The sequence below is a fragment of the Actinoallomurus bryophytorum genome (assembly GCF_006716425.1).
GTDB lineage: Bacteria > Actinomycetota > Actinomycetes > Streptosporangiales > Streptosporangiaceae > Actinoallomurus > Actinoallomurus bryophytorum.
In genome coordinates this window covers 222,029-248,520 of sequence record NZ_VFOZ01000001.1, presented here as the reverse complement: position 1 = coordinate 248,520, position 26,492 = coordinate 222,029, and the positions used below count along the sequence as shown (strand labels likewise).

General features: G+C 71.1%; 27 protein-coding genes and 1 riboswitch. Of the genes, 10 read left to right on the top strand and 17 right to left on the bottom strand.

The annotated features are described in order from the left end of the window. Positions 1 to 146: 146 nt before the first annotated feature. A complete protein-coding gene (locus FB559_RS01210) occupies positions 147 to 335 on the bottom strand; it encodes a helix-turn-helix transcriptional regulator (protein WP_141952331.1) in 189 nt (62 codons plus the stop codon). Positions 336 to 450: 115 nt separating this feature from the next. On the opposite strand from FB559_RS01210, the gene FB559_RS44450 reads away from it, so the two are divergent. Together FB559_RS44450 and FB559_RS01200 are read left to right on the top strand one after the other, a co-directional pair. Then, a complete protein-coding gene (locus tag FB559_RS44450; RefSeq protein ID WP_141952329.1) occupies positions 451 to 957 on the top strand; it encodes a helix-turn-helix domain-containing protein in 507 nt (168 codons plus the stop codon). 4 nt (positions 958 to 961) lie between these two features. Beyond that, entirely contained in the window at positions 962 to 2,137 is a 1,176-nt protein-coding gene (locus tag FB559_RS01200) for a site-specific integrase (RefSeq protein ID WP_221639853.1), read from the top strand. Positions 2,138 to 2,167: 30 nt separating this feature from the next. Here FB559_RS01200 and glnA read toward each other — a convergent pair whose 3' ends face one another. Further along, the gene (glnA, locus tag FB559_RS01195) at positions 2,168 to 3,592 is read right to left on the bottom strand and encodes a type I glutamate--ammonia ligase (protein WP_141952327.1); all 1,425 of its coding nucleotides are present in this window, start codon (positions 3,590 to 3,592) and stop codon (positions 2,168 to 2,170) included. A gap of 178 nt (positions 3,593 to 3,770) precedes the next feature. On the opposite strand from glnA, the gene FB559_RS01190 reads away from it, so the two are divergent. Continuing rightward, positions 3,771 to 4,235: an RDD family protein gene (locus FB559_RS01190; protein ID WP_141952324.1), complete on the top strand. Its 465-nt coding sequence runs from the start codon at positions 3,771 to 3,773 to the stop codon at positions 4,233 to 4,235. A 6-nt stretch (positions 4,236 to 4,241) separates the two neighbouring features. Here FB559_RS01190 and FB559_RS01185 read toward each other — a convergent pair whose 3' ends face one another. Next, the gene (locus FB559_RS01185; protein ID WP_141952322.1) at positions 4,242 to 4,937 is read right to left on the bottom strand and encodes a DUF4191 domain-containing protein; all 696 of its coding nucleotides are present in this window, start codon (positions 4,935 to 4,937) and stop codon (positions 4,242 to 4,244) included. A 217-nt stretch (positions 4,938 to 5,154) separates the two neighbouring features. Between FB559_RS01185 and FB559_RS01180 the strand changes: the two genes are divergently transcribed. From FB559_RS01180 to FB559_RS01170, 3 genes are all read left to right on the top strand, one after another. Continuing rightward, positions 5,155 to 6,399 (top strand): C39 family peptidase, encoded by a 1,245-nt coding sequence (locus tag FB559_RS01180; RefSeq protein WP_246121291.1) that lies wholly within the window; start codon positions 5,155 to 5,157, stop codon positions 6,397 to 6,399. A 109-nt stretch (positions 6,400 to 6,508) separates the two neighbouring features. Next, positions 6,509 to 6,916 (top strand): PaaI family thioesterase, encoded by a 408-nt coding sequence (locus tag FB559_RS01175; RefSeq protein WP_141952317.1) that lies wholly within the window; start codon positions 6,509 to 6,511, stop codon positions 6,914 to 6,916. Positions 6,917 to 7,262: 346 nt separating this feature from the next. Then, a complete protein-coding gene (locus FB559_RS01170) occupies positions 7,263 to 7,754 on the top strand; it encodes a DUF1877 family protein (RefSeq protein ID WP_246121290.1) in 492 nt (163 codons plus the stop codon). Here the strand turns inward: FB559_RS01170 and lipB are convergent. The 6 genes from lipB to FB559_RS01140 all read right to left on the bottom strand — a co-directional run bounded on the left by lipB (position 7,736) and on the right by FB559_RS01140 (position 14,927). Continuing rightward, a complete protein-coding gene (gene lipB / locus FB559_RS01165) occupies positions 7,736 to 8,461 on the bottom strand; it encodes a lipoyl(octanoyl) transferase LipB (RefSeq protein ID WP_141961437.1) in 726 nt (241 codons plus the stop codon). The two genes, FB559_RS01170 and lipB, sit on opposite strands and share 19 nt — an antisense overlap. A 47-nt stretch (positions 8,462 to 8,508) precedes the next feature. Next, on the bottom strand, positions 8,509 to 9,246 hold the full coding sequence (locus FB559_RS01160) for a Type 1 glutamine amidotransferase-like domain-containing protein (RefSeq protein WP_141952312.1): 738 nt from the start codon (positions 9,244 to 9,246) through the stop codon (positions 8,509 to 8,511). 126 nt (positions 9,247 to 9,372) lie between these two features. Continuing rightward, complete coding sequence (locus FB559_RS01155; RefSeq protein WP_141952310.1) at positions 9,373 to 10,260, bottom strand: TIGR01777 family oxidoreductase; 888 nt, start codon at positions 10,258 to 10,260, stop codon at positions 9,373 to 9,375. Between the two features lie 50 nt (positions 10,261 to 10,310). Further along, positions 10,311 to 11,813, bottom strand: a complete 1,503-nt coding sequence (gene sucB / locus FB559_RS01150) for a 2-oxoglutarate dehydrogenase, E2 component, dihydrolipoamide succinyltransferase (RefSeq protein WP_141952308.1) — start codon at positions 11,811 to 11,813, stop codon at positions 10,311 to 10,313. 40 nt (positions 11,814 to 11,853) lie between these two features. Then, positions 11,854 to 13,227: a dihydrolipoyl dehydrogenase gene (lpdA, locus tag FB559_RS01145; protein ID WP_141952306.1), complete on the bottom strand. Its 1,374-nt coding sequence runs from the start codon at positions 13,225 to 13,227 to the stop codon at positions 11,854 to 11,856. A 221-nt stretch (positions 13,228 to 13,448) separates the two neighbouring features. Further along, a complete protein-coding gene (locus FB559_RS01140) occupies positions 13,449 to 14,927 on the bottom strand; it encodes a leucyl aminopeptidase (protein WP_141952304.1) in 1,479 nt (492 codons plus the stop codon). Positions 14,928 to 15,079: 152 nt separating this feature from the next. Between FB559_RS01140 and FB559_RS01135 the strand changes: the two genes are divergently transcribed. After that, positions 15,080 to 15,574 (top strand): MarR family winged helix-turn-helix transcriptional regulator, encoded by a 495-nt coding sequence (locus FB559_RS01135; protein WP_141952301.1) that lies wholly within the window; start codon positions 15,080 to 15,082, stop codon positions 15,572 to 15,574. Positions 15,575 to 15,596: 22 nt separating this feature from the next. On the opposite strand, the gene FB559_RS01130 is transcribed toward FB559_RS01135, so the two are convergent. The 6 genes from FB559_RS01130 to FB559_RS01105 are packed head-to-tail and all read right to left on the bottom strand — an operon-like array spanning position 15,597 to position 21,537. Continuing rightward, positions 15,597 to 16,385 (bottom strand): adenosylcobinamide-GDP ribazoletransferase, encoded by a 789-nt coding sequence (locus FB559_RS01130; protein WP_246121288.1) that lies wholly within the window; start codon positions 16,383 to 16,385, stop codon positions 15,597 to 15,599. Further along, positions 16,382 to 17,335 carry a bifunctional adenosylcobinamide kinase/adenosylcobinamide-phosphate guanylyltransferase gene (locus tag FB559_RS01125; RefSeq protein WP_141952299.1) on the bottom strand — a complete coding sequence of 318 codons (954 nt, stop codon included), beginning with the start codon at positions 17,333 to 17,335 and terminating at the stop codon, positions 16,382 to 16,384. Before FB559_RS01125 ends, FB559_RS01130 begins: the two co-directional genes overlap by 4 nt. Positions 17,336 to 17,368: 33 nt before the next feature. Continuing rightward, entirely contained in the window at positions 17,369 to 18,187 is an 819-nt protein-coding gene (locus tag FB559_RS01120) for an ECF transporter S component (RefSeq protein WP_221639852.1), read from the bottom strand. Beyond that, positions 18,184 to 19,854, bottom strand: a complete 1,671-nt coding sequence (locus FB559_RS01115; RefSeq protein WP_141952297.1) for an ABC transporter ATP-binding protein — start codon at positions 19,852 to 19,854, stop codon at positions 18,184 to 18,186. The genes FB559_RS01120 and FB559_RS01115 overlap by 4 nt, the downstream gene beginning before the upstream one ends. Continuing rightward, positions 19,851 to 20,891, bottom strand: a complete 1,041-nt coding sequence (locus FB559_RS01110; protein ID WP_141952294.1) for an energy-coupling factor transporter transmembrane component T — start codon at positions 20,889 to 20,891, stop codon at positions 19,851 to 19,853. The genes FB559_RS01115 and FB559_RS01110 overlap by 4 nt, the downstream gene beginning before the upstream one ends. Positions 20,892 to 20,916: 25 nt before the next feature. Continuing rightward, positions 20,917 to 21,537, bottom strand: a complete 621-nt coding sequence (locus tag FB559_RS01105) for an SCO2322 family protein (protein WP_141952292.1) — start codon at positions 21,535 to 21,537, stop codon at positions 20,917 to 20,919. 117 nt (positions 21,538 to 21,654) lie between these two features. Further along, positions 21,655 to 21,814, bottom strand: a riboswitch (cobalamin riboswitch). Between the two features lie 26 nt (positions 21,815 to 21,840). Here FB559_RS01105 and FB559_RS46045 point away from each other — a divergent pair. The 3 genes from FB559_RS46045 to FB559_RS01090 all read left to right on the top strand — a co-directional run bounded on the left by FB559_RS46045 (position 21,841) and on the right by FB559_RS01090 (position 24,744). Further along, the gene (locus FB559_RS46045; RefSeq protein ID WP_141952290.1) at positions 21,841 to 22,863 is read left to right on the top strand and encodes a DsbA family protein; all 1,023 of its coding nucleotides are present in this window, start codon (positions 21,841 to 21,843) and stop codon (positions 22,861 to 22,863) included. Positions 22,864 to 22,895: 32 nt separating this feature from the next. Next, on the top strand, positions 22,896 to 23,108 hold the full coding sequence (locus FB559_RS01095) for a hypothetical protein (protein ID WP_141952287.1): 213 nt from the start codon (positions 22,896 to 22,898) through the stop codon (positions 23,106 to 23,108). 625 nt (positions 23,109 to 23,733) lie between these two features. Next, positions 23,734 to 24,744, top strand: a complete 1,011-nt coding sequence (locus tag FB559_RS01090; RefSeq protein ID WP_141952285.1) for an MASE1 domain-containing protein — start codon at positions 23,734 to 23,736, stop codon at positions 24,742 to 24,744. Positions 24,745 to 24,794: 50 nt separating this feature from the next. Here FB559_RS01090 and FB559_RS01085 read toward each other — a convergent pair whose 3' ends face one another. Beyond that, positions 24,795 to 25,796, bottom strand: a complete 1,002-nt coding sequence (locus FB559_RS01085; RefSeq protein WP_141952282.1) for an aldo/keto reductase family protein — start codon at positions 25,794 to 25,796, stop codon at positions 24,795 to 24,797. Positions 25,797 to 25,816: 20 nt separating this feature from the next. Beyond that, complete coding sequence (locus tag FB559_RS01080; RefSeq protein ID WP_141952280.1) at positions 25,817 to 26,404, bottom strand: DUF3043 domain-containing protein; 588 nt, start codon at positions 26,402 to 26,404, stop codon at positions 25,817 to 25,819. Between the last annotated feature and the right edge of the window lie 88 nt (positions 26,405 to 26,492).

The following is a 26,492-nucleotide window of genomic DNA, read 5'->3' as shown; positions in this document are numbered from 1 at the left end:
CCAGCAGGCCGAGGCCCAGGCCCGCAGCACTGGCGGGCGAACGTCATCGAGGCGAGGTACGCTCTGGTCAGCGTGATGCCCGCCCGGCTGATCGTCTTCGTCTGGCCCGGTTCCCTGCCGTGGGGACCGGGCCTTCGTGTCTGTGGTCACCGGGCCGCGGCTCCCGCGTACCGGGAGTTCTCCCACGTCACGACGTCGGCCAGCCTGTAGCGCACGTGACGGCCGATCTTCATGTACCGCGGGCCATCGCCGCGCGAGTTCCATCCATAGATCGTCTTCACCGGGACGCCGACACGCTCGGCGAGGTCCTCGGGGGTCAGGTGCTTTTCGTCCATCTGGGCTCCCGTTCACTACTCAACGATTCGTTGTGTCGAGACGTCGAAACGTTGACTACCCGTAGGTTCCCAGTAGTGCTAGACCGTTGTCAATGTGGCTGGTAGATTCAACGATATGTTGAATCACGAGGTGAGCGAGATCGTGGCGGTACGCGTCAAGGAAGTCCGCAACAAGCGGGGCATGAAGGCGCGCGACCTGGCGACGCGGTGCGCAGAACTTGGGATGCCGCACCTCAGTGCGGCGACGCTGTCGAACATCGAGACGGGACGCCCGAAGGACGGTCAGCGGACGCGAGACGTCACCGTTGACGAGCTGGTCGTCCTGGCCCTGGCCCTGAACGTCGCTCCGGTCCATCTGCTGGTGCCGATCGATGATGACAACACCGGGTATCCCGCGACCAACGTCCGAGCCGGCCGGACGCGCGAATGGATCCGCGGCTACCACCCGCTGTCCGGCACGGCCGAGGCGCCGAGCGAACGCGACTACTTCAGCGAGGTCCCCGAGTTCGAGTGGACGCCGCCCACCAACCGGCCGATCCCGGTCGACAGCGCTCCGGAGCGCCAGGCGCGGCTGGCCGAGCTGGAGCGCCGCGGACTCGGCGACCTACAGGCCGAGGAGTAAGGCCGTGGCGCGCGTAAAGGATCTGTGGTGGACCACCTCGAGGCCTCGGCGGAAGACCTCCCGACACCCGGACAACGGCGGCAGTAAGGACGCGAAGCGGTGGCTTGCGATCTGGATCGGCCCGGACGGCAAGGAAGCGAGCCGAGCCTTCGAGAAGAAGTCCGACGCCGAGAAGCACGGCACGGCGATGGAAGCGGACACGCTCCGCGGCGTATACGTCGACCCGAAGGTCGCCCGAACGACCGTCGAGCAGTGGTGCGACACATGGCTCACGGGCTACGCGACGCGGCGGAAGTCGACCGTGCGGCAGGCCCGTACGCACGTCGCACAGATCAAGGCCGAGTTCGGCCCGCTCCCGCTGTCGGCCGTCCGGCCGTCGCAGATCCGCTCATGGACGGCCCGGCTACGCGCCGAGGGGAGGACGCTGAGGTCGGGGGAGAAGCAGCCGCTCGCAGACTCCTACGTCTACGCGCTCCACTCCCGGCTCTCGCAGATCATGTCCGACGCCGTGCGGGACGGGATCATTCCCCGAAGTCCCTGCTCGCGGTACACGTCGCCCGGGGCCGGCAAGCAGCGTGCGTACGTCGCGACCACAGAGCAGATCTGGACTCTGTACGAGGCCATGCCCGAGCGTTACCAGGCGTCGATCCTCCTCGGCGCGTTCGTGGGCCTGAGGATCGCCGAGGCGTGCGGCCTGCACGTCGAGGACGTCGACTTCATGCGTGGGATCGTCCATCCGGCCGTGCAGTTCCCGGCCGAGCCGCTGAAGACGGAGATGTCACGGGCGTCGGTGCCGATCTCGAGGTCGCTCGCGACGGACTATCTCGCGCCGCACGTCGCGGAGTGGCCGGCGGCGACGGTGCTCACCGCCGAACCGGGCGGCGGCCAGCTGGAGCCGTGGAGGCTGGAGCGCGCGTTCCGTACGGCGCGCGGGAAGGTCGACGGGCTCCCGGCCGGCTTCCGCTTCCAGGACTTGCGGCACTACTTCGCGTCGCTGCTGATCGCCTCGGGCGCCGACGTGAAGGTGGTCCAGGCCCGTCTGCGGCACGCCTCGGCGAAGACCACGCTCGACACGTACGGGCACCTGTGGCCCGACAAGGACGAGTCCACGCGCGAGGCCGTCGATGCGGTCCTCAGTGCCCGGACGGAACAGGGCCGGAACACGCGAAAGGCGCGCTGACATCTTGCGAGGTCAGCGCGCCTTTCCGGGTCAGCAGTCGTAGTACATCTCGAACTCGTGCGGGTGCGGGCGGAGGCGGATCGGGTCCAGCTCGTTCTCGCGCTTGTAGGCGATCCACGTCTCGATGAGGTCCGGCGTGAACACGCCGCCCTCGAGGAGGTAGTCGTGGTCGGCCTCGAGAGAGTTGAGCACCGCGTCCAGCGAACCCGGCACCTGCGGGACGCTGCGGGCCTCCTCCGGCGGCAGCTCGTACAGGTCCTTGTCCACCGGCTCCGCCGGCTCGATCTTGTTCTTGATGCCGTCCAGGCCGGCCATCAGCATCGCAGGGAAGGCGAGGTACGGGTTGGCCGACGGGTCCGGCACGCGGAACTCCAGGCGCTTGGCCTTGGGGTTCGAGCCGGTGATCGGGATGCGGACGCAGGCCGAGCGGTTGCGCTGGGAGTAGACCAGGTTGACCGGTGCCTCATAGCCCGGGACCAGGCGGTGGTAGGAGTTCACCGTCGGGTTCGTGAAGGCCAGCAGCGAGGACGCGTGCTTGAGCAGGCCGCCGATGTAGTAGCGGGCCATGTCCGACAGACCGGCGTAGCCGACCTCGTCGTAGAAGAGCGGCGAGCCGTCCTTCCACAGCGACTGGTGGCAGTGCATGCCGGAGCCGTTGTCACCGAAGATGGGCTTCGGCATGAACGTGACCGTCTTGCCCGCCTGCCGCGCGACGCTCTTCACGATGTACTTGTAGAGCATCAGCTTGTCGGCCATCTTCAACATCGAGTCGAACTTGATGTCGATCTCGGCCTGCCCGGCGGTGCCCACCTCGTGGTGCTGCATCTCGGTCTCGACGCCCGACGCGATGAGCTGCCGGACCATCTCCGAGCGCAGGTCGGTGAAGTGGTCCATCGGCGGCACCGGGAAGTAGCCGCCCTTGTAGCGCTGCTTGTATCCGAGGTTGCCGCCGTCCTCGGCGCGGCCGGTGTTCCAGGCGCCCTCGACGGAGTCGATATGGAAGTACGACTCGTGCTGGCTCGTCTCGAAGCGCACGTCGTCGAAGATGTAGAACTCCGCCTCGGGACCGAAGAACGCCGTGTCCGCGATGCCGGTGCCACGCAGGTAGTCCTCCGCCTTGCGGGAGACGTTGCGCGGGTCACGGGTGTACGCCTCGCCGGTCAGCGGGTCGTGCACGAAGAACGTGAGGTTCAAGGTCTTGTGCTGGCGGAACGGATCGATCACAGCCGTCGTCGGGTCCGGCAGCAACAGCATGTCCGATTCGTGGATTTCCTGAAAACCACGGATGGAGGACCCGTCGAACATCAGGCCATCGGTGAACACGTTCTCACCGAAGTTCTCCACAGGGAACGTGAAGTGCTGCGTCGTGCCCGGCAGGTCGGTGAACCTGACATCGACGAACTGCACCCCTTCGTCCTTGATGTAATTCAGGACCTCGCCGGCGCTGCTGAACATCCAACCTCCTTGGGGTGCTTTCAGGGCGTCTAGCACGCTACGAGCCAGCCGTTTCCAGGCCGTGTCCCATGTGTTTCACACGTGTTACATGGCGTCCACCAGGGCTCGCCGTGCCGAACGGTAACGGTTGTCGGCCCCCCGGCACGGATGATCACGGCCGGCGGATAGTTTTGAGGCCATGAGCGGACCTCGGCGGACGACCGGATCGTGGCTTTCTGGCGCTCGCGCGGCAGGCGCCGACCTGGGTTACCCGGGGGAGCGGATGGGCCTTCCCGAGCAGGGGCCGGGCGCGGTCGCCGGATACGGCCGCCGGCTCGCGGCCCTGGTCGTCGACTGGCTGGTCGCCCTGCTCATCGCGCAGGCGCTGTCGGCCGCGCTTCACTGGAGCCCCATGGTCCGCAGCTTCGTCACCCTGGCCGTTTTCGGCGTCATCGCGTGGCTGGCCACGGGAATCTTCGGGACGACCCTCGGCAAACGGATCGCCGGGCTGCGGGTCGCCGGGCCGGACGGCGGCCGGGTCGGGCTCTTCTGGGCGTTCGAGCGCACCGTGCTGCTGGTGATCGTGGTGCCCGCCGTGATCTGGGACCGCGACCACCGCGGACTCCACGACCGTGCGGCGAACACGGTCGTGGTCGTCCGATAGCGCTGGCTAGCGCGTACGCGGCTTGGGGCCCTTCGGCATGCGGGCGCCCTTGGGGATCGGGCCCTTCGGCATCTGCATCGTCTGCGGCAGCGCGTTGAGGCGGTCGATCACCTCGCTGACCTTGTCCTTCTTGAGGTTGCGCGGCAGCTTGGTGAGATGACGCTGGAGCTTGCCGATCGGCACCTGACCCTCGTCGTTGCCGACCTGGATGTCATAGATCGGCACCTCGGAGGCGGCGCGGGAGATCCGCTTCTTCTCGGCGCCGATGAGCTTGCCGACACGCGACGCGGGCCCCTCGGCGAGCAGGATCACGCCCGGATGGCCGACCACGCGGTGCACGACGTCCATGTTGCGGTTGGCCTGCACGGCCGGCGTGACCACCCAGCGGCCCCGCATGTTCTCCACGATCGACGCGGCCGCTCCCGGCCTGCCCTCGAGCATGGAGTACTGCGTCCGCTGTGCGAGCTGGCCGAACACGATCATGCCCACGGCCACGGCGGCGAGCACGCCGAGCGGGATCAGCAGGAGTGCCTGGCCCAGCAGCAATCCGAGGACCACGAACACGACGAGAGTCCCGATCGCCGCGGCGAAGACCATCGGCAGGGCCTTCGGATTGGCCTTGTGGACGAGCGAGGCGACCATGCGGATCTGCTTGAGGCGGCCGGGGCTTTCGTCCTGTCCGTCCTGGGACTTCTTTGCCATGGAGGGAAGGATACGAGGCTTCGGTCCCGCAGTCGAAAAGGGAGGCACGACAAGTAAACAAATTTCGATCTGAGGCACGGCCCCGTAAAGCGTTGACACGACGGCTCGGTCGTCTTAGCGTCCCGGGCAGATCGTCGCCGTCCTGGGAGTTGCCATGGTGTGGTCGGGTGCCCGTGCTTCGGTGCGGAGGATTTCCTTTCTCATCTCAGCCGGTCTCTTGACGACCGGGCTGACCGCGGTGCCCGGCGCTGGAGCCGAGACCGCCCCGCAGTCGCAGGTCGCGTACCACCAGTGGACCTCGGTGCTCGACTTCGCGCGCGGCTCGTCCGAGGGCGTACGGCCCGACGGTCTCGGCGCGCTCACCATCGCGCGTACCGTCGGCACGGCGGCCTACACCGATCCGTACGGCGCCGGCACCAAGACCTGGGACTACGCGCGCTGGACCTCCCCGAAGGTGAACGTCGGCTTCGGCGCGAGCCAGCTCGTCGCCTCCTGGACCGCCAGCACGCCGCACGGCTCCTGGCTGCAGGTCGAGATGCGCGGCCACACCGGCGCGGGCGCCGACACGAAGTGGTACGTCATGGGCCGCTGGGCGTCCGACGACCCCGGTGAGGGCGGCGACATCAACCGCACGACCGTGCCCGGTCAGGCCGACGACAACGGCAACGTCGACATCGACACCTTCATCGCCAAGAACTCGCTGACCTCCTACCAGCTCAGGGTCACGCTCTACCGCGCGCCCGGCGGGCACGTGCGGCCGGTGCTGCGCTCGGTCGGCGCGATGGCCTCGCTCGTGGCGCAGCGCACGAGCGTGCCGGTCAGTCCGCTCGGCGGTGCCGAGGGCATCGAACTCAAGGTCCCGACGTACGCCCAGAACATCCACAAGGGCGAGTACCCCGAGTACGACGGCGGTGGCGAGGCGTGGTGCAGCCCCACGTCCACCTCGATGGTCGTCGGCTACTGGAAGCGCGGCCCCTCCAAGGAGGACATGGCCTGGGTCGACCCCGCGTACGCCGACCCGCAGGTCGACTTCGCCGCGCGGCACACCTATGACTACAACTACGAGGGCACCGGAAACTGGCCGTTCAACCCCGCGTACGCCGGCCGCTACGGCCTCAACGGCTTCGTCACGCGGCTGCGGTCGGTGAACGAACTGGAGCAGTTCATCAAGGCCGGCATCCCGGTGGTGACCTCACAGTCGTTCAAGGCCGACGAACTGCCCGGATCGAACTACAGCACCAACGGGCACCTGTTCGTGGTCGTCGGCTTCACCAAGGAGGGCGACCCGATCATCAACGACCCGGCCTCCTCCTCCGACGCCGTCGTCCGCAACGTCTACCCGCGCGCCAACTTCGAGAACGTCTGGCTGCGCAGCTCTTCCAGCGGCGGCATCGCCTACATCATGTATCCGCCCGGCCACCGGCTTCCCAAGAACGTCCCCGGGGCCACGAAGAACTGGTGAGGTCCGGCTGACCCGAACGCCCCGGCGCGCCCCGGCGCTACCCGCGCCGGGGCGTTCCCATGTCTCCGCGCCACTTTCGCGGCCTCTCCCGCGCGGGGATGATGACGGGATGACGCTGAGCGCCGCCGACGGCAACGCGATCCTGAAGGAGAACTTCGCTCCCTGGGTGCAGGACCTGGGGCTGGTCGTGGAGGAGACGGGCGAGCTGTCCGCCGTGCTCCGCCTGCCGTGGTCGGCGCGGCTCGCCCGCGAGGGCGGGGCGCTGTCCGGACAGGCGCTGATGGCCGCCGCCGACACCGCGACCGTGATCGCCGTGTCCGCGGCGCGCGGGGAGTTCGTGCCGATGACGACGGTGCAGCAGTCGAGCACGTTCCAGCGGCCGGTCGTGGACACCGACGTCCTCGTCGCGGCGCGGCTGACCAAGCTCGGCCGTACGCTGGCCTTCGCCGAGATCACCATGACCGCGAACGGGGCAGTCGCCGCCCACGCGACCACGGTCTACGCGCTCCTGGGCTGAGCCGGGCCACGAACGCTGCGGAGGCCGCTCTTCGGGCCGAGGACGACGCGGCCGCGACTTCAGGCGGCCGCCGAGGCCCCGGAGTGCCGCCGCCCACGGCGCCGGAGTACGCGGGGGTCGCTCAGTTTGCGCATCTGCCGGACATGGTGGAGTGTCTGCCGAGATACTGAGTCGATAGCCCTGTGGCGTCCGGTTCTCGTGCGCCGGGTGGTGTGCGACAAACCGGTTGAAGTTGAGATCGGTCTTTTACCGTGTTCTCACCATACGTAGCTGTCGATCTCTCTAAGGTAACTGGGATGTCGCGTGCACAACTGCGCATAACGGGAGGTCGGGCTTGCGAGTTGCCATGACGTACCTCAGGCTTCCTGAAGCCGAGGGCGGAGGCGATCCGGGTGCCGTCGCCAGGTCGGTTTTCAGGCAGCGGGGCTGGTGGGAACGCTACCCCTCGCTGGCCATCGCCGGCACGTGGCAGGGCCTCCATTACCTGATCACGGGTGACCCCTGGGACGGCCCGCATCCCGCCGCCGACGTCGTCTGCGGCGGACGGCTCCTGACCGAGAACGGTGCGGAGGAGCTCGGCGTCGACGTCATCTACCTGGCGCCCCAGCGGGTGAAGCCGGCCGCCGACCATCTCGCCGCCACCGACTTCCGGCAGATCGCCGGTCGTTACGACCCGGCGAAGATGGCCAAGCTCGGCGTCCAGGGCGCGGACGACTGGATCGACAAGCCCCCCGAGGCCGTACGCGACCGTGACCTGCGCACCGCGTACGAAAGGCTCGCGGGCTTCTTCAAGGCCGCCGCCGACGAGGGTCAGGCGATCTACAAGGCGATGGGCTGATCGGCCGGACCACGGCCCAGCATCGCCCGCAGTGTGCGGTGTGCGGTGTTCGCCGCGCCCAGCACCTCGGCGAGCCGCTGCTCGGACAGTGCCAGCGTCTCGGCCACCGAGATCTGGCGGCCCAGCTCCGCGGAGAGTGACGTCACGCCCGCGTCGCGGATGCCACACGGGACGATCCGGTCGAACCACGACAGGTCAGCGTCGCAGTTGATCTCGAAACCATGCATCGTCACGCCACGTGAGACGCGGATGCCGATGGCCCCGACCTTGCGGTCGGGAGTTCCCGGCACCCAGACGCCGCTCCGGCCCTCCACCCGTTTGGTCTCCAGCCCGAGGTCGCCACAGGTGCGCATCAGCGCCTCCTCGATCGTGCGAACGTAGGCGACGACGTCGACCGGGTCCTTGAGCTTCACGATCGGATAGCCGACCAGCTGTCCCGGACCGTGCCAGGTGATCTTTCCGCCGCGGTCGACATCGATCACCGGGGCGCCGGGGTCGCCGATCGGCCGGTCCAGCGGCTCGGTGCGCTTGCCCGCGGTGTAGACCGGCGGGTGCTCCAGCAGCAGGCAGACGTCGGGGATCTCGTCCGCCACGCGGCGTTCGTGCAGGCGGCGTTGCAGCTCCCATGCCTCTTCGTACGGGACCGCGTGCTCACCGAAGCCGGCGTGGATGAACACCAGGTCGCTCGCGCCGGCCGGCTCGAGAATCGCCCCTACGGTTGCAGACTCGCTCACGGACAAAGCGTACGGCTCTCTCAGAGCGATGCCAGCAGCCGAGGTTCGATGCGGGTCTCCTTGACCCCGCCCGCGCCGTCCGGCGAGACGTCGTAGGCGCCACGGCCGTCGACGTAGCTCACGGCCTGGACGAACTCGATGCCGACGTAGTGCAGGCCCACGGCCTCGTCCGCGGCGTACCCCGCGGGCAGCGTCCCGTCGGCGACGAGGCGGTGCAGCAGCGGCCGTCGCTGCGCGTCGCTGTCGTAGTGCACGCCGCAGGAGTAGGGGAGCAGCCCGAGCCCGTCGGTGAGCGGGCGCAGCTGCGGGCCGAACGAGTCGGTGTTTCCGCCGCTGTGCCAGCACAGCGCGCCGGCGCTCTGCCCGCACAGCACGACTCCGGACCGCCACGCCTGGGCGAACGCGTCGTCGAGGCCGTGCAGGCGCCACAGGGCCAGCAGGTTGGCGACGCTGCCGCCGGAGACGTAGACCAGGTCCTGGGCGAGCAGATGCGCCGCCGGGTCCTCGTGGTTGGGCATCGGGAACAGCGACAGGTGGCTGACCTCCGCGTCCACCTGTGAGAACGCGGAGTAGAAGCGTGCGATGTGCTCGCTGCCGTCGCCCAGTGCGGTCGCGACGAAGCACACACGCGGCCGGTCGTGGCCGGTGAGGTCGAGCGCGTACCGCAACAGCGGGCTCGGCGCGAGGCCGTACCTGTCGGTCGGAATGAAGCTGCCACCACCGACCGCGAGGATGTGCGGTTTCCCATCGGTACTCATGCGCGCGAGACCCTTTCCACGAACTTCCCCCTGTGCACTCCGCATCAGTCACCGTACGCGGCGGAGGGTGGGCGCGCAGGAGAGTGGCGGGTTCCTTGCGAGTTCGTGGTGACAGGGCACCGCGCTTCAGGACAGAACGTCGGCGAGAGCGGTGTCGATGTCCGGGTGCGCGAAGGTGAACCCGGCCTTGGTCAGACGGTCCGGAAGGGCCCGCTGGCTGACCAGGGCGCCCTCGTCGGCGAACTCGCCCAGCGCCAGCCGCAGAGCCGGCGCCGGCACGATGAACGGTGCCGGGCGGTGCAGGGCCCGCCCGATCGCGCGGGTGTAGACGGTGTTGGTCACCGGCTCGGGCGCGGTGAGGTTGACGGGGCCCTGGAGGCCGTCGTTGATCAGGAAGCGCAGCGCGGCGATGTGGTCGGCGACGCTGATCCAGCTCATCCACTGCCGTCCGCTCCCGAGCCGGCCGCCCAGGCCGAGGCGGAACAGCGGCAGGGTCTTGGCGAGGAGCCCGCCGTCACGCGACAGCACGAGGCCCGAACGCGGGTGCACGACGCGGATCCCGGCGTCCACGGCCGGCTGTGCCGCGGCCTCCCAGTCGACGCACAGGTCAGCGAGGAACCCCTCGCCCGCCGCGGCCGACTCGTCGACGGGGAGATCACCCGTGTCGCCGTAGAAGCCCACGGCCGAGCCGGACACGAACACCGCGGGCCGCCGGTCGAGACGGGCCAGGGCGCGCGAGAGCGTACGCGTGCCCTCGACGCGGCTGTCGCGGACCTCACGTTTGTACGCCTCGGTCCAGCGGTGGTCGCCGAGGCCGGCACCCGCGAGATGGACGACGGCGTCCACCCCCTCCAGCGAGGCCGTGTCGACCTCGCCGAACGGATCCCAGCGGACCTCGTCCTCGGCGGTGGCCGGCCGGCGCACGAGCCGGATGACAGTAAGGCCCTCGTCGCGCAGTGCGCGAACGAGGGCCTTGCCGATGAGCCCGGTCGAACCGGTGATGGCGATCTGCACGATGGCCACCCTAGTTAGCCCGGGGCCGTTGGAGTACTGGCGGGAAGTGCCTAGATTCCCAGCTCGGACTCGAAATTGCCTTCCTCAAGACGGTTCTTGACCGTAGTGAGGAACCGGGCGGCGTCGGCGCCGTCCACCAGGCGGTGGTCGTAGGTCAGTGCGAGGTAGACGATCGACCGCACGGCGATGACCTCGCCGAGCTGGCTGTCCTCGATGACCGCGGGGCGCTTGACGACCGTGCCGGTCCCGAGCATGCCCACCTGGGGCTGGTTCAGGATCGGCGTGTCGAACAGCGCGCCACGGCTGCCGGTGTTGGTCAGCGTGAACGTGCCGCCGGTCACCTCGTCCGGGCTCACCTTGTTGGTACGGGTGCGCTCGGCGAGGTCGGCGATCCGCTGTGCCAGGCCGCCCAGGTTGAGCTGCCCGGCATTGTGGATCACCGGCACCATGAGGCCCTTGTCGGCGTCGACCGCGAAGCCGAGGTTCTCGACGTCGTGGTAGGTGACCTCGTTGGTCTCGGAGTTGATGACGGCGTTCAGCTTCGGGTGGATCTTGAGCGCCTCGACCGCGGCCAGGGCGAAGAACGGCAGGAAGCTGAGCTTCACGCCCTCCCGCGCCTGGAAGTCGGCCTTGGCGAGGTCGCGCAGCCGGGCGATCTTGGTGACGTCCGCCTCGACGACCGTGGTCAGCTGGGCGGACACCTTGAGCGACTCGACCATGTGGCGGGCGATGGACTGACGCGTCCGCGACATCTTCTCGGTCGTGCCGCGCAGGCGGGCGGCGGCCGCCGGAGCCTGGGACGGCGCCGGGGGCGCGGACTTGGCGGCGGCCGGCTGGGCCGGCTGGGCCGGGGGAGCCGTCCCCTGGGACGGTGCCGGTGCGGCCGGCTGCGGCGCGGGCGCCTGCTTGGCCCTCGCGGCCTCCAGGACGTCCTGTTTGCGGATGCGGCCGCCGACGCCGGTGCCCTTGATGGAGCCCAGGTCGACGTCGTGCTCACTCGCCAGCTTGCGGACGAGGGGCGTGACGTACGGGCTGTCTCCCGAGGCTCCGGCCGGCGCGGCCGACGGCTGAGGCGCGGGCGCCTCCTGCCGCGGGGCCGGCTCCGGCGTGGACGGCGCGGGCGGCGGCCAGGACGGCGCCTGCTGGGAGGAGGACCGCTGCTGCGGCTCCGGGGCCGACTCGGGCTCGGGCTCGGGTTCCGGCTCGGCCTGGGCCTGCTCCGGCTCGGGCTCGGGCTCGGGCTCCGGTTCGGGCTCCGGCTCGGACTGCGCCTGCTCGGGCTCGGCCTTACCGCCGGAGTCCGCGGACGCCTCGCCCTCCTCGGCGATGACCGCCAGCTCGGCTCCGACCTCGACGGTCTCGTCCTCGGCGACGGTGATGCTGCTCAGGACCCCCGCGGCGGGCGAGGGGATCTCGGTGTCGACCTTGTCGGTCGACACCTCGAGGAGCGGCTCGTCGGCCTCGACGTGCTCACCCTCTTTCTTGAGCCAGCGGGTGACAGTGCCCTCGGTCACGCTCTCGCCGAGCTGGGGCATGGTTACGGAGACCGACATGGTTCTCAGCGACTCCTCGTAGTGCTTAATCGGGCGGTGATCAGCCGTGGACGTGCAGCGGCTTGCCGGCGAGGGCGAGGTGAGCCTCGCCGATTGCCTCGGACTGGGTGGGATGCGGGTGGATGAGCTGGGCGACCTCGGAAGGCAGGGCTTCCCAGTTGTAGATCAGCTGACCTTCGGTGATGAGCTCGCCCACACGGCTGCCGACCATGTGGATTCCCAGGACCGGGCCGTCCTTCTGCGCGATGACCTTGACCTCGCCCTGGGTCCCCAGGATCTTGCTCCGGGGGTTGCCGGCCAGGTCGTAGGTGAACGACGCCGTCTCGAGCCCACGCTCCTCGGCGGTCGCGGAGGTGATGCCCACGGACGCGACCTCGGGCTCGGAGTAGGTGATGCGCGGGACGCCGTCGTAGTCGATCGGCGCCGGGTCGAGCCCGCCGAGCCGCTCGGCGACCAGGATGCCCTCGGCGAAGCCGACGTGTGCCAGCTGCAGCGTGGGGATCAGGTCGCCCACCGCCGAGATGGTCTCGACATTGGTGCGGCAGTATTCGTCGACCTTGACGAAGCCGCGCTCGGTCTCGACGCCGACCTCTTCGAGGCCGAGGCCGTCGGAGACCGGGCCGCGGCCCACGGCGACGAGCATCAGGTCGGCGTCCAGGCTCTTGCCACCCTCGAGCGTGACGATGACGCCCGAGTCGGTGTGCTTGACGCTCTCGTAGCGGACGCCCAGCTCGAACTTGATGCCGCGCTTGCGGAAGGCGCGCTCGAGCCGCTTGGAGCTGGACTCCTCCTCCAGCGGCAGCAGGTGCGGCAGCGCCTCGACGATGGTCACCTCGGCGCCGAAGGACCGCCAGACGCTCGCGAACTCGACACCGATGACGCCGCCGCCGAGCACGACCACGGACTGCGGGATGCGGTCCAGCGTGAGCGCGTGGTCGCTGGAGATCACCCGGTCGCCGTCGATCTCGAGGCCGGGCAGTGACTTGGGCACCGAGCCGGTGGCCAGCACGATGTGGCGGCCCTCGTAGGTCGTGTCGCCGACGGTCACCTGCGTGGGGCCGGTCACCCGTCCCTCGCCGTCGACGATGGTGATGCCCTTGGACTTGATCAGCCCGGTCAGGCCCTTCACCGTGGTGGTGACGACCTTGTCCTTGTAGGCGTGCACCCCGGGCAGGTCGATGCCGTCGAACCTCGCCTTGATGCCGAACGTGGCCGCCTCACGGGTCTGGTCCGCGACCTCGGCGGCGTGCAGCAGTGCCTTGGTCGGGATGCAGCCGCGGTTGAGGCAGGTGCCACCCAGCTTGTCCTTCTCGATGAGCAGGACGCTCTTGCCCAGCTCCACCGCGCGCAGCGCGCACGCATAACCGCCGCTGCCCCCACCTAGGACCACGATGTCGTAGGTGTCATTCGACACGGGACGCTCCTTCGATCCTTGATCGCGCGCTCTGCGGCGCTGCGATGGTCCTTCCGTGAAGCATCTTTCCACCTGTGGCCACCGTCCGGTGACAGTGCCTCTGGTTGATGTCACCCCTCGGCCGCCGATGTCTCGTGGGTGCCACCAGATGCCTCCGGCTCACTGCTGCTTCAACACCGTGGACCTCGTTTACAATCCGTCCTCGATGATGCCCTCTTTCCTTACAGTCCGTCGGCCGCGACGTCCTCGGTGATCTGCACCAGGGTGCGGACGGCGGCACCGGTGCCGCCCTTCGGGGTGTAGCCGTACGGCTCGCCCCGGTGGAACGCGGGACCGGCGATGTCCAGGTGCGCCCAGCGGACGCCTTCGGGCACGAAGTCCCGGAGAAAGACGCCGGCGGTCAGCATGCCGCCCCAGCGCTCGCTGCTGACGTTGGCGATGTCGGCCACGGTCGAGTCCAGGCCCTTGCGCAGCTCCTCCGGCAGCGGCATCGGCCAGACGGACTCACCGGCCCGGCCCGCGGACCGGACGACCCGGTCGCGTAGGTCGTCGTCGTTGGCCATCACGCCGGCGGTGCGAGTACCCAGGGCGACGAGCTGCGCACCGGTGAGCGTGGCCACATCGATGATCAGATCGGGGTCGTCCTCGCCGGCGCGCACGATCGCGTCGGCCATCACGAGACGGCCCTCGGCGTCGGTGTTGAGCACCTCGACGGTCTTGCCGCCGTAGATGGTGATCACGTCGGAGGGACGCTGCGCGGTGCCGCTCGGCATGTTCTCGGCGATGGCGAGGTAGCCGACGACGTTGGTCTTCGGCCCGAGCTTGGCGATCGCCTTGAGCGCGCCGAGCACGGCGGCGGCTCCGCCCATGTCGGACTTCATCCAGTCCATGGAGTCGGCGGGCTTCAGCGACAGGCCGCCGGAGTCGAAGGTGATGCCCTTGCCGACGAAGGCGATGGTGTGGGCGGCCTCGGGGTGGCTGTAGGCGAGACGGACGAGCCGGGGCGGGTTGACCGAACCCTGGCCGACGCCGGCGATGCCGCCGTAGCCGCCCTCGACGAGGGCCTTCTCGTCCAGGACCTCGACGGACAGGCCGGAGTCCGCGCCGACCTGCTCGGCGGTCTCGGCGAGGATCTCCGGGCTCAGATCCGAGGGCGGGGTGTTGACCAGGTCGCGCACCAGCGTGACGGACTCGGCGAGCACCTCGGCCCGGCGCAGCGCGTCCTCGGCGTCGGTGCCACTGACGATCGTGACGTCGCCGACCGGCTGCTTGTGGCCGTTTCCGGTCCGGTAGGCCAGGTAGGCGTAGTTGCCGAGGAGAGCGCCCGCGGCGACCGCGGAGACCTCGGCGGCCGTCGAGGCGGGCAGCGCCACCGCCACCGTCGCCGCACCGGCCAGCGAGCGCAGCGCGGCGCCGGCCGCGCGGCGCAGGGCCTCCTCGTCGTAGGAAGCGCCGAGCCCGACCGACACCACGACCGGTGCGGTCAGCTTGCCGAAGGAGGGGAGCTTGGTGACCTCGCCCTGCGCGCCGGTCGCACCCAGGCCGCTGAGCAGGGCGGTCAGGTCGCCGCCGAACGCCCGGTCGACGTCCTCGGAACCGGGTGCGAGGCCCACGTCGGATTCGTTGCTGACGACGCCGACCACCACCGCGTCGACGTCGAGGGATGCGATTTCGGGGTTGGCAAGCCTGAGGTTCGTCACGTGGCCAGATGCTAGTCGCACTGCCGACCGGTTTTGCCAATTCGATCAAGACCGTCTGCCCGGCTGCCTGCGGGTTTGCCGCGTGAGTGTCCGCGACCGGCCACGGATCCGGCGTTTTATCAGCCCTGCTGAAGTTCAGCCATACTGAGGGCATGGTGACCGAGGAGACCGACGTCACACCGGAGCTGGCGCGAAACGCCGGGGATCTGCGGGTCCGCATGGCGAGGCTCGCCCGCAGACTCCGTCAGGAGGATGGGGGGCACGCGCTGACGATGTCGCAGCTGACCGCCCTCGGCCGGCTCGTCCGGCTCGGCCCGGCGACGCTGAGCGAGCTCGCCGCCGGCGAGCGCGTACGGCCCCAGTCGATGGCCCGCGCGATCGACGCCCTGGAGACGGCGGGGATGGTCCGCCGGACGCCGCACCCGACCGACCGCCGGCAGAACGTGATCAGGCTGACGGGCAACGGGCGTGCCGTGATCGCCGACAACCGGCTGCGACGCGACGCGTGGCTCGCCCGTGCGATGGCGGCCGCGCTCTCACCCGAGGAGCGGGACCTGCTGACCCGCGCCGGCGGCCTGATGGAACGCCTCGCCGACCTCACCGAGGAGGGCGTCCCCGGCACCTACGTGCCGGGGACGGGCGACTAGCGGAGCAGGCCGGCGACCTGGGTCATCGCAGTGACATGACGAGCAGCGCCGCCGTCACGGCGGTCTCGACGAGTGCTCCGAGCACGTCGCCGGTGATGCCCCCCAGCCGTCGTACGGCGTGCCGGAGCAGGGCCGCCGACGCCACCAGGCCCGCGAGGACGGCGGCCGCCCCGAGCACGGCGTCCCGTACCCCGCCGCCGGGTCCGGTCAGGGCCGCGAGTGCCCCGGCCGCGGCGGTGAGCACGATGACGGCGACCGCGTCACTGCGGCGTACGGTGCCCGCGACCAGCGCGCCGAGACCGTCCGGCCGGGCGGCGCGCACGCCGGACCGGCAGGCCCAGGTGACCGCGAGCCGTCCCGCCATGGCGGCGACGACGACGGCGGCGACCCGCGTCTCGGCGATCGCGGCGACCTGGATCGCGAGCGTCAGCACCAGCGTGATGACGCCGAACGGCCCGATGTCGGACTTCTTCATGATCGTCAAAGCCTCGGCGGCCGGCTTGCCGCTGCCCAGGCCGTCGGCGAGGTCGGCCAGGCCGTCCAGGTGCAGTCCCCGTGTCAGGAGCGCCATCGCGGCGACCGCCAGGGCCGCGGCCAGCAGCGAGCCGAAGCCCAGCCATCCCGATACGACGAGCACGACCGCGGCCACCCCACCAACGATGAGCCCGGCCACGGGCGCCAGCGTCATCGCCCACCGTGCGGACTCCCTGTCCACCCGCCCCGACCGCACCGGTACGACGGTGAGCAGCGTCACGGCCAATCTGAGCCCGGCCCGCACCGCCGGGTCGGTGCGTTCGCGCCCCGCGTTCACGGCAGGTCCAGAACGCGGCCGGCGACGACGAGGGCGCTCTCCTCGGACTCGGCGGCCAGCCGCTGGTTGAGCCGGCCCAGCATGTCGCGGAACGCCCGGCCCACCGGGGTCTCCGGGACGACGGAGAGCCCGACCTCATCGCTCACCGCCACGACGTGCGCCTCGGTGGACCGCCACGCCTTGACCAGCTCGTCCACCCGCGGCTCGACGGCGCGCGGGTACTCCCACGCGCCCAGCGCGTCGAACATCGCGGTCAGCCAGGTGCCCATGCCGTCGATGAGCAGTGTTCCGGACGCGGTGCGCAGCAGGCCCGCCACGTCGATCGTCTCCGCCGTGTCCCACCACCTCGGCCGGCGCTCGCGGTGCACGGCGATCCGTGCGCGCCAGTCAGGGTCGTCGGCGTGCATCACACCGGTCGCCACGTAGGTCACCTCCGCATGGGCGAGCACTCGATTCTCCGCCTCCTGTGACTTTCCCGACCGCGCACCGCCGAGGATCAGCGTCCGCCAGGGCGCGGCGACCGGCCGCCGCCAGCGTTCGAGCAGCCGTTCGAGCTCGAGTGGGGAGGCGACACGGTGGTCGACCTGCACGGCCTCGATCCGGGTCGCCGAGGTGACCGCGCCGATGTGCCGCAGCCAGCCCAGATGGGACGCGTCGCCGACCAGGTCCAGCAGGACCGCGTCGTACGGGCCCGGGGACGGAGGCCTCGGCCGGGCGCCCGGCCGCGAGGCGAAGAGCACCCGGTGGCCCCGCGGCGTGCGGACCTCGTACCCGCCCGGCACCTCCTGGCGCCGGCACCGGTCCAGCGGCACACCGTCGAGCAGTACGCGAGTGGGCTCCAGCCGGCGCTTGGCGGCCCGCATCCGGGTGCACGAGGAGCACCGGCAGCCGGGCTCGGGCCATCCACCGGGTCCGGCCGTGCCGAGCAGATGGAGCTCTAATACGTCCATGATCGGCTCACCTTCGGCACGACCCGTCCACCGTCATGGACGCCGGAAATCTACGGGGGCCTCGAAGGCGGCCCGGCGGGCGGCGCGCCGCAGCGCCAGCAGCACCGGCCGGCCGGTGACCGCCACCAGCACCGCCGTCGTGACCGCGCGAGGCACGTCGAAACCCAGCGACGTGGCAAGGTCGAACGCCACGAACCGGCCGAGGTTCGCGGTCACCGATGCACCTGGTTCATAAGCGATCGACGTTGATACTCCCGTCGCGAATGGCCATAGCGCCAGATCCTGCAACGAACCATAGATGAACGCGGCCGCCGCGCCATAGCCGGAGAGCATCACGATCTCGCCCCGGCCGCCGAGCCGCGGCAGGCATCCGGCGAAGAACCCCACCCACGCGGCGCCGAGCATCTGGAAGGGCAGCCACGGGCCCATGCCCGCCGTGAGCAGCGCGCTCGCGAACATCGTCACCGATCCGAGCAGGTACCCGAAGCCCCGGCCGAGCACCCGCCCGCCGTGCACCAGGACGAAGAACATCGGCTCGAACCCGGCCACGCCGGTGCCGAGAGGACGCAGTGCCGCCCCGATCGCGCCGAGCACACCGAGAAGGGCCACCGCCTTGGCGTCCACGCCGCCCTCGGAGATCTCCGCGAGCGCCACGAGCAGCAGGAGCGGGAGCAGAGCCACGAACAGCCACGACGCCGGCCCGGACTGGGTGAGCCCCGCCGACGGCGCCACGACGAGGGGCCAGCCGAACGCCACGAGGCCGGCCGCCGACACCAGCCCGACGGCGATCGCCGAGCGCGGGCGCAGCCGCACCGCCGAGACGGACCCGCGGAGCGGGCGCGGCCCGGTCACGCCGGACCCCGCAGGGCGGCGGTGGCCTGGGCGACGGTCAGCAGCGGCAGCGGCGCGAACACCTTGCTCATCTGGGGCGCGAACGCGGGGGAGGAGACCAGGACCTCATCGGCCGGGCCGTCCGCGACTACCTCGCCCTCGGCGATCACCACCGCGCGGGTGGCGACCTCGGCGGCCAGCTCGACGTCGTGGGTGGCGAGCACGATGGCGTGGCCGCCTGTGGCCAGCTCGCCGAGGATCTCCACCAGCCGTGTCTTGGCCGTGTAATCGAGGCCTCGGGTGGGCTCGTCGAGCAGGACCAGGGGAGGCCGTCCGGCCAGGATGACGGACAGGGCCAGGGACAGCCGGCCGCCCTCGGACAGGTCGCGTGGGTGCGTGCCGTCCGCGACGTCCGGCGCGAGGCGTTCGAACAGGGCCCGGCAGGTCCCCTGCGGTGCGGCCAGGTCGCGGTCCGCGGCGCGGCACTCCGCCCCGACCGTGTCGGCGTAAAGCAGGTCGGCGGGGTCCTGCGGCACCAGGCCCGCGCGGCGGACGATCTCGCGGGCGCGCAGTTCGTGCGGCGCCGCGCCGAGCACGTCGACGTGGCCTCCGGCCGGCCGCACCAGCCCCACCAGGGCGGCGAGCAGGGAGGACTTGCCCGCGCCGTTGCGGCCCATGAGGGCGACGACCTCGCCTCGCGTGACGGCGAGGTCGACGCCCCGAAGCGCCGGCACCGTCCCGTACCGGACCTCGAGCCGCCGCAGGCGGGCGACGGCGGGCCCGGCCGGAGGGTGTGTCCGGCGATCCCGGCCGTTTCCCCCGCGCTCCGCGGGCGGCTCGTCCTTTCGGCTCTCACCCGGCCCGGCCGGAGGGACGGCGGCGCGGTCGCGCATCGGAGCGGCGGCGCGACGGGCGTCACGTACCGAAAGCGGCAACGGCGACCAGCCCGCGGCACGCCCGAGCCGGACCACCGGCGGCGCCACCGGGGACTCGGCCATGATCATCGCGGCCGGGCCGTACGCGACCGGGCCGCCGTCGCCGGGGAGCAGGACGACGCTGTCGGCGAGGTGGACGACGCGTTCGAGGCGATGCTCGGCCAGGACGACGGTCAGCCCGAGATCGTGCACGAGCCGCTGGAGGATGGCCAGCACGTCCTCGGCGCCGACCGGGTCGAGCGCGGAGGTGGGCTCGTCCAGCACGAGCACCCGCGGATGCGCGGTCAGCACCGACCCGATCGCCACTCGCTGCGCCTGCCCGCCGGAGAGCGTGGCGAGCGGCCGGTCGCGGACGCCCTCCAGGCCCAGCAGGTCCAGGGTCTCCTCGACGCGGCGCCGCATCACCGCGGGAGCCAGGCCGAGCGACTCCATCCCGTAGGCGAGTTCCTCCTCGACCCGGTCGGTGACGAAGCCGGCGCGGGGATCCTGGCCCACGTACCCGACGACGTCCGCGAGGTCGCGCGGCGGATGGTCACGGGTGTCACGGCCGGCCACGGTGAGGCGGCCGGCCAGGATTCCGCCGGTGAAGTGGGGGACCAGCCCGTTGACCGCGCGCAGCAGCGTCGACTTGCCGGTCCCGGTACGGCCCACGACGAGGCAGAGCTCACCCTCGTCGATCTCCAGGTCGACCTCGGCGAGCACCGGCGGCGCCTCCTCGGCGTAGCGGAAGCCGACCCGCTCGAACCGGATCACGTCCTGTCCCCGCCGGGCACGCGTCGCAGCGGCAGGAGCGCCACGACGAGGGCGAGCAGCAGCGCGGCGGCCGTCAGCGGCGGCGGGCCGGTTCCGTACCCGTGCGTCCCGCTCGCGACCGCCGCCGCCAGACCGCACGCCGAGACGAGCCACTCCGGCCATCTCCACGGGTCCGGGCGGTAGCGCGTACGCGGCGAGCGGCGGCCGCCGAGCCACAGACCCGCGATCGCCGCGGCCAGCCCGAGGACGAGCGGCGGGGCGCCGAGGACGGCCGGCGAGCCGCCGCCCAGCAGGCCGTAGAGCCCGGCGCACACGGCGAGCAGCCCGGCGAGCGTCAGCGCGGCCGTGGCGCGGCGCAGCGCGGGCGGGACCGGAGAGGTCCGGCCGTAGCCGCGTGAGTCCATCGCCGCCGCGAGCTCGACCGACCGCTCCAGCGCGCCCTCGATGACCGGCATGACGAGCCCGCGCACGGCCCGCAGCCCGCGGTCCGGACGGCCGCGCAGCCGGTGCGCCGCCCGTACGCGCCGTACGTGTGTCACCGCCTGCGGCGCGAACGTCATCGCCACCACGACCGCGACCCCCATCTCGTACAGCGCGCCGGGCACCGCCTTCAGCAGCCGGCTGGGGCTGGCCAGGGCGTTGGCGGCGCCCAGGCAGACGAGTACGGCGGCCAGGCGCAGTCCGTCGTAGAGGCCGGAGAGCAGGCCGTGGGCGGTCACCGGGCCGCCGATCCGGGTGCCCGCCAGCCACGACGGCAGCGTCACCGACGGAAGCGTGAACAGCGCGGGCCCGGTGGCCTGCGCGGCGAACACCACCCAGAAGACGACGCGGATGACGACCACCACCAGGCCCAGGCGCAGGAACACCGCGTAGGAGCCCGCCCATGCCTCACCGGAGCGCCGCACGGCCACGACCAGGCCGGTGGCGGCCACGACCATCAGCAGGAGCAGCGGGCTGGCGGTACGGGTGGCCGCTGTGGCGAGACCGAGTGCCCACAGCCACCAGGCGCCCGGGTGCAGGTGCCGTCCGGCACTCACCCGCGCCCCCGCCGGGCGGGCGCCCTCACTGGCCGGTGCGGCGCCGCAGGGCCACCATGCTGCCGCCGGCGGCGAGCACGAGGACCACGCCGATGCCGACCGTAAGCGCGGTCGAGCCGGCGTCCTTCTTCTTCGCCGCGGGGGACGAGGGGGTGGCCGCCGGAGCGGCCGGGGCACAGGGCCCGAACGCGTCGATGGCGCAGATCAGGCCTGACTTGTCCGCCTTCGGCGTGGCCACCTTGGCGAGGACGTCCGAGCCCGTGGCACTCTGCGGCACGACCGCGCAGGACGTCTTGGCGGCGGGCGGCGTGGCGCCGGCGGGCGCGTCGGCCGGTTCGCCGTAGTCGATGACGACCGCGACCCGCTTGTCGCCTGCCCGCGCGGCGGTGGACCCGCAGATCTTCGCGAAGGCGGGCTCGGCGCGCGGAGGTGTGCCGGTGTCGCCGCTCGACCGGGCGAACCGCCAGCCTTCGACGGCGCCCTCCTTGGGATGCGCGGAGGCCGGGCCGGTCTTGGCGAAGGCCCAGTCCGAGCCGCTCGCCTGCCAGTAACCCCAGAACGCGGTGGCATCCGCCGTCGCCGGGGCGGCGAAAGCGAGAGTCGCCCCGACGACAAGGGCCGACACAACGCCGGATCGCTTGAGCATGGGCGCCTTTCTGGTGCTCTGCGAGGTCCCGGCGGAACGGGCGCACCGCGAGCACGCGCCCGGACTCCACCCGCAGACCACGACGGATTTCAGAGCCACACGGGGAGTATCCGTCGGATACGCCCCAGCGCCGGCGCGGGCATCCCGGCTCGCCTGCGGGCGGATGCCCGCCGGTCCACGGTTGCGGGTCAGCGCCGGATTCGAACCGGCTTTCCCCACGTCGGCGCGTGTGCTGCTGCCGATGAGTTGACCACGGACGCTGAGACCTCGTCAAAACGGCTCAGACCGGTAATCTGACGCATCGTGAGCCAATCCCCCGGCGGCCCGCCGCCCGAAGGCCCGGAGCCCCCGGATGATCCGCCGCCCGGCGCCCCCCGGCCAGAGCAAGGCCCCGCGACCGAGGAGTGGCAGCCGCCACACCCCGCGTCTCCGGCGCCGTCCCCGTACGGACCTCCTCCCCAGTACGGACCCCCGCAGGGACCGCCCCCTCAGGGGCCGCCTCCCGGGTACGGTCCCTCGCCGTACGGGGCGCCGCCGCCCGGTGCACCCCCGTACGGGCAGCAGCCGTACCCGCCGCAGTACGGACAGCCGCCTTATGGGCAGCCTCCGTACGGGCAGCCGTACGGGCAGCCCGTCCCCACCCGCAGGCGCCGGGGGCTGGTAATCGGCCTGGTCGCCGGGTTCCTCGTCCTGGCGGTCTGCGTCGCGGTCACCGCCGTGCTCGTCTCGCGCGACAAGTCGCTCGGCAAGCCGGCCCCCCTGCCCAGCGGCGTCACGGCCGAGGTGTCCTCGGTCGGGACCGTGACCATGGCGAAGCCCGGGGTCACCGTCCCGCTCGTCGACGTCTACGAGGACTTCCAGTGCCCGATCTGCAAGGAGTTCCACCGGGTCAACGACGTGACGCTCAAGAACCTCGCCGGGGAGGGGCGGGCGAAGATCGTCTACCACCCGATCGTGATCTTCACCAGTGAGCCGCTGTCGGGGAACTCGGTACGCGCGTCGGCCGCGGCGCACTGCATCACCGACGGGGCGCGGTGGCTGGCCTTCCAGGACCAGCTCTTCCTCCACCAGCCGCCGGAGGGGTCGGTCGGCTTCAGCACCACCGACCTGGTGTCCTACGGCCGGAGCGCGGGAATCGACGACTCGGGGTTCGGGTCGTGCGTGCGGAGCCAGCGGTACGCGGCAGAGGTGAGACAGACGAGCCAGACGGCGATCTCGGGTGGCGTGTTCGGCACGCCGACGGTGAACGTGGGCGGCGTGGCGCTGCCCTCGAGTGAGACGCTGACGGCCGAAGGATTGCGCAACGCGATCATCGCGGCCGGGTGAGGCCGCGGCTACTGCGGACACAGAGGAGACCAATGCCCTGGAGCTGGCGCTACGAGAAGGCCGACGGATCGGTGACCGAGGCCCCCGACCTCGGAGACGAGACGTGGACCACACAGGCGGACGCCGAGTCGTGGGTGGGGGAGAACTGGCGGAGCCTGGTCGAGGCCGGCGTCGACCAGGTCAGCCTGCTCGAGGACGGCCGCAAGGTGTACGGCCCGATGAGCCTGCACCCGCCCGAGGGGTGAGGCGCCCGCCACCGGCGCGCGGGACGGGCCCCACCCCCTGCCCGAGGGGGTGGCCCGCCCGCGGGTGCCATCTGCCCGAGTGGGGCGCCAGCCTGCGGTCGTCGGGGTACGCATCGCGGCGGGCTCCTATCCGGCGGTCCGGTCGGCGCCAGGCGACGCGTCCCTGATCGTCTGAGGCTCGCCGGTCACCACCTCGCCGGCGGTTTTCGCCGTCGTCGGCCCGGTCGGCGGTCGTGGCGGTACGCGTCGTGGCGGGCCACGTCGCGGTTCGGTCGCCCTCAGTGACGTGGGGCTGATCGTCTCGGGCCGCCCATCACCACCTCGGCGGCTGCCGCCACCGTCGGCCCGGCCGGCGGTCGTGGCGGTACGCGTCGTGGCGGGCCACCGGTCGCCTGTCCGGGACCGCGTCGCGGTTCGGGCGGCCTCCAGTGACGTGTCGCTGATCGTCTGAGGCTCGCCCGTCACCACCTCGCCGGCGGCTTTCGCCGTCGTCGGCCGGGACACGGTTCGGCGATGGCGAATCCGGGTCCTGTCCAGGGCGTACTCTGACTTTGTGGCCACACCGCTTCCGCGGTGGTGCCAGGGGGACTGGGACCGGCCTGGAGAAGATGGGCCCGCCGGACCGGTGAGCCAGAGCAGGAGCCGACGCGCGGTCTCGGTGGGCCTGCGCGTCCTCATCACCGCCGCCGCCTACTACGGAGCCGCCGAACTCGGACTCCGGCTCGCCGCCGTGCACGGCCACATCGCTCCGCTGTGGCTGCCGATCGGCGTCGCGGTCGTGTCCCTTCTGCTGTTCGGAGGCTGGACCGGTCCGGGCATCACGCTCGCCGCGTTCGCCGTCAACCTGCCCCTCGGGCCCTCGGTACCCGTCGTCGCGATGATCGCGCTGGGCAACACGGCCGCCCCGGTGTGCGCCTACCTCCTGCTCCGGCGGGCCGGCTTTCACCTCGGGCTGAATCGGCTGCGTGACGCCTTGGCGCTGATCTTCCTGGCCGCCTTCGGCAGCATGCTGATCAGTGCGACGGTCGGCAGCACGGCGCTGTTCTTCGGGGGTGCGGTGCCGACCGGGCAGTACTGGCAGACCTGGTCGGTGTGGTGGACCGGCGACGCGATGGGCGTCCTTGTGATCGTCCCGTTCTTGCTGGTGCTGCGCACCGCCCGCGCCCGTGACCTGCGCCCCGCCCGCTGGCTCGAACTGGCCGTACTCCTCGGGAGCACGCTCCTCATCGCGGCCGTGGTGACCACGATCCCCTACGAACTGCTGTTCCTCGTCTTCCCTCCGCTGATCTGGGCCGCGCTGCGGTTCGAGCACACCGGAGCCGCGCCGTGCGTCCTGATCGTCGCGCTGGTGGCGGCCGTCGCGGCGACGCGGGGGTACGGTCCGTTCGCCCACCACGGCGTCTTCGGCCGGCTTGTCGTCCTGCAGACCTACAACAGCGCGGTCGCGCTGACCGCGCTCCTGCTCGCCACGATGGTCAGCGAGCGTAACTCCGCCAGGCTGACGATCGACCGCGTGGCCGCCGACCTCAGCAAGATGACCGACGATCTCGAACGCGGGCAGAAAACGCTCAAGGGCATGGTCCTGGACCTGGTGCGCGCCCAGCACACCCCACGTGACGGCGAACCGCCGGCGTGACCCGCACGGAGCGGTGAGCGACCGATCGCACGGTCACGCCGGCGGCCGGGTCAGGACCGCTTGGCCGGGCTGGTGGTCTTGGCCGGGTCGCGCTCGATGAACGGCTCGAGGACGTCGTCGATGCGCTTCAGCACCTCCGGGGCGAGCCGTACCCCCGCCGCGCGTACGTTGTCGCGCACCTGCTCGGGCCGGGTGGCGCCGATGATCGCGGACGAGACGCCGGGGTTCTGCAGCACCCACGCGACCGCGAGCTGGGCCATCGACAGGCCCGCCTCGTCGGCGACCGGGAGAAGGTCCTGCACCCGCGTGAGGAGGTCCTCCCGCATGTGGCGCGAGATGAAGTTCGCACCGCTCTTCTCGTCGGTCGCGCGCGAGCCGGCCGGCGGCGCCTGACCGGGCAGGTACTTGCCGGTGAGCACGCCCTGGGCGATCGGGGAGAACACGACCTGGCCGATGCCCTCCTGCTGCGACAGCGGCACGACCTCGGACTCGATGACGCGCCACAGCATGTTGTACTGCGGCTGGTTGGACACGATCCGGTCCAGCCCCATCTCGTCAGCGATCTTCACCGCGCGGGCGATCTCCTCGGCACGCCACTCCGACACGCCGACATAGAGGACCTTGCCCTGGCGTACGAGATCGTCGAAGGCCCGCAGCGTCTCCTCGAGCGGCGTCTCGTGGTCGAAACGGTGCGCCTGGTACACGTCGACGTAGTCGGTCCGCAGCCGCCGCAGCGAGCCATGGACCGACTCGAAGATGTGCTTGCGCGACAGGCCGCTGTCGTTCTTGCCGCTGCCTGTCGGCCAGTAGACCTTGGTGAAGATCTCCAGCGACTCCCTGCGTTCTCCCTGCAGGGCGCGGCCGAGCACCTCCTCCGCCCGGGTGCCGGCGTACACGTCGGCGGTGTCGAACGTCGTGATCCCCTCGTCGAGGGCGGCGCGCACGCATGCCGCGGCGGCCTCCTCCTCCACCTGTGAACCGTGGGTGATCCAGTTTCCGTAGGCGAGTTCACTGACCTTGAGGCCGCTGCGGCCAAGACGACGAAACTCCATGCCCGCACCCTAGCTTCGGGTCACACTTCGGTCTTCTGACCCGGCTTGAGCTTCGGCTGGGGCATCCGGAGCCGGCGGATCTGCATCGAGCGGGTGATCGCGTACATGCCGGCACCCTGGGTGCTCTCGTCGGGGAAACGCTCCCGCGCCAGCTTCTTCACGCGGTTCGAGAGCCAGACCGACTCGCCGATGATCAGGACCAGCAGCACCGGAAGGCCGAACTGCTGGAGGTAGAGGCGTACGTTCAGCGGCCCCAGGGTCGATGCGATGAGAACGAGGATGGTGAGGTACATGAAGAACTCGCCGAACGTCCGCCGAGAGTCGACGAAATCGCGGGCGAGCTTCCGTACCGGTCCTTTGTCGCGCTTCAGCAGATAGCGCTCGTCGCCGCGGGCCATGGCCGCGCGGCCCTTTTTTCGGTTGCCGGCATTTCGCTCGCGCTCCTGGCGGTAGGCCTCCTTGCGGGTGCGCGGTGCGGTGATCGGCTGGCGGTTTCGCCGCTCTGCGTCGCGGCGTTTGGGCGTGGGCCGGCCCTTGCCCGCGGGCTTGGTGGCCTCGGGGGACTGCGGGGGCTCTTCGGTGGTGGTATCGGTACGGCGTCGGAACACCAGATCAGCCTACCGGCGCCAGGGCGCGAACATAATGACTGTCTTGAGCGTTAACGCGTAGGGTGGTGGCTAACCCCAGCAGCGTTTG

Excerpts from the sequence above, each read along its gene's own strand:
- FB559_RS01190 (WP_141952324.1), top strand. The coding sequence starts at position 3,771 with ATGAGCGGACCTCGGCGGACGACCGGATCGTGGCTTTCTGGCGCTCGC.
- FB559_RS01125 (WP_141952299.1), bottom strand. The coding sequence starts at position 17,335 with ATGGACGTATTAGAGCTCCATCTGCTCGGCACGGCCGGACCCGGTGGA.
- glnA (WP_141952327.1), bottom strand. The coding sequence starts at position 3,592 with ATGTTCAGCAGCGCCGGCGAGGTCCTGAATTACATCAAGGACGAAGGG.
- FB559_RS01135 (WP_141952301.1), top strand. The coding sequence starts at position 15,080 with ATGGTGACCGAGGAGACCGACGTCACACCGGAGCTGGCGCGAAACGCC.
- FB559_RS01160 (WP_141952312.1), bottom strand. The coding sequence starts at position 9,246 with ATGAGTACCGATGGGAAACCGCACATCCTCGCGGTCGGTGGTGGCAGC.
- FB559_RS01095 (WP_141952287.1), top strand. The coding sequence starts at position 22,896 with ATGCCCTGGAGCTGGCGCTACGAGAAGGCCGACGGATCGGTGACCGAG.
- sucB (WP_141952308.1), bottom strand. The coding sequence starts at position 11,813 with ATGTCGGTCTCCGTAACCATGCCCCAGCTCGGCGAGAGCGTGACCGAG.
- FB559_RS01175 (WP_141952317.1), top strand. The coding sequence starts at position 6,509 with ATGACGCTGAGCGCCGCCGACGGCAACGCGATCCTGAAGGAGAACTTC.
- FB559_RS44450 (WP_141952329.1), top strand. The coding sequence starts at position 451 with ATGTTGAATCACGAGGTGAGCGAGATCGTGGCGGTACGCGTCAAGGAA.
- FB559_RS01105 (WP_141952292.1), bottom strand. The coding sequence starts at position 21,537 with ATGCTCAAGCGATCCGGCGTTGTGTCGGCCCTTGTCGTCGGGGCGACT.
- FB559_RS01085 (WP_141952282.1), bottom strand. The coding sequence starts at position 25,796 with ATGGAGTTTCGTCGTCTTGGCCGCAGCGGCCTCAAGGTCAGTGAACTC.
- FB559_RS01170 (WP_246121290.1), top strand. The coding sequence starts at position 7,263 with ATGACGTACCTCAGGCTTCCTGAAGCCGAGGGCGGAGGCGATCCGGGT.
- FB559_RS01210 (WP_141952331.1), bottom strand. The coding sequence starts at position 335 with ATGGACGAAAAGCACCTGACCCCCGAGGACCTCGCCGAGCGTGTCGGC.
- FB559_RS01185 (WP_141952322.1), bottom strand. The coding sequence starts at position 4,937 with ATGGCAAAGAAGTCCCAGGACGGACAGGACGAAAGCCCCGGCCGCCTC.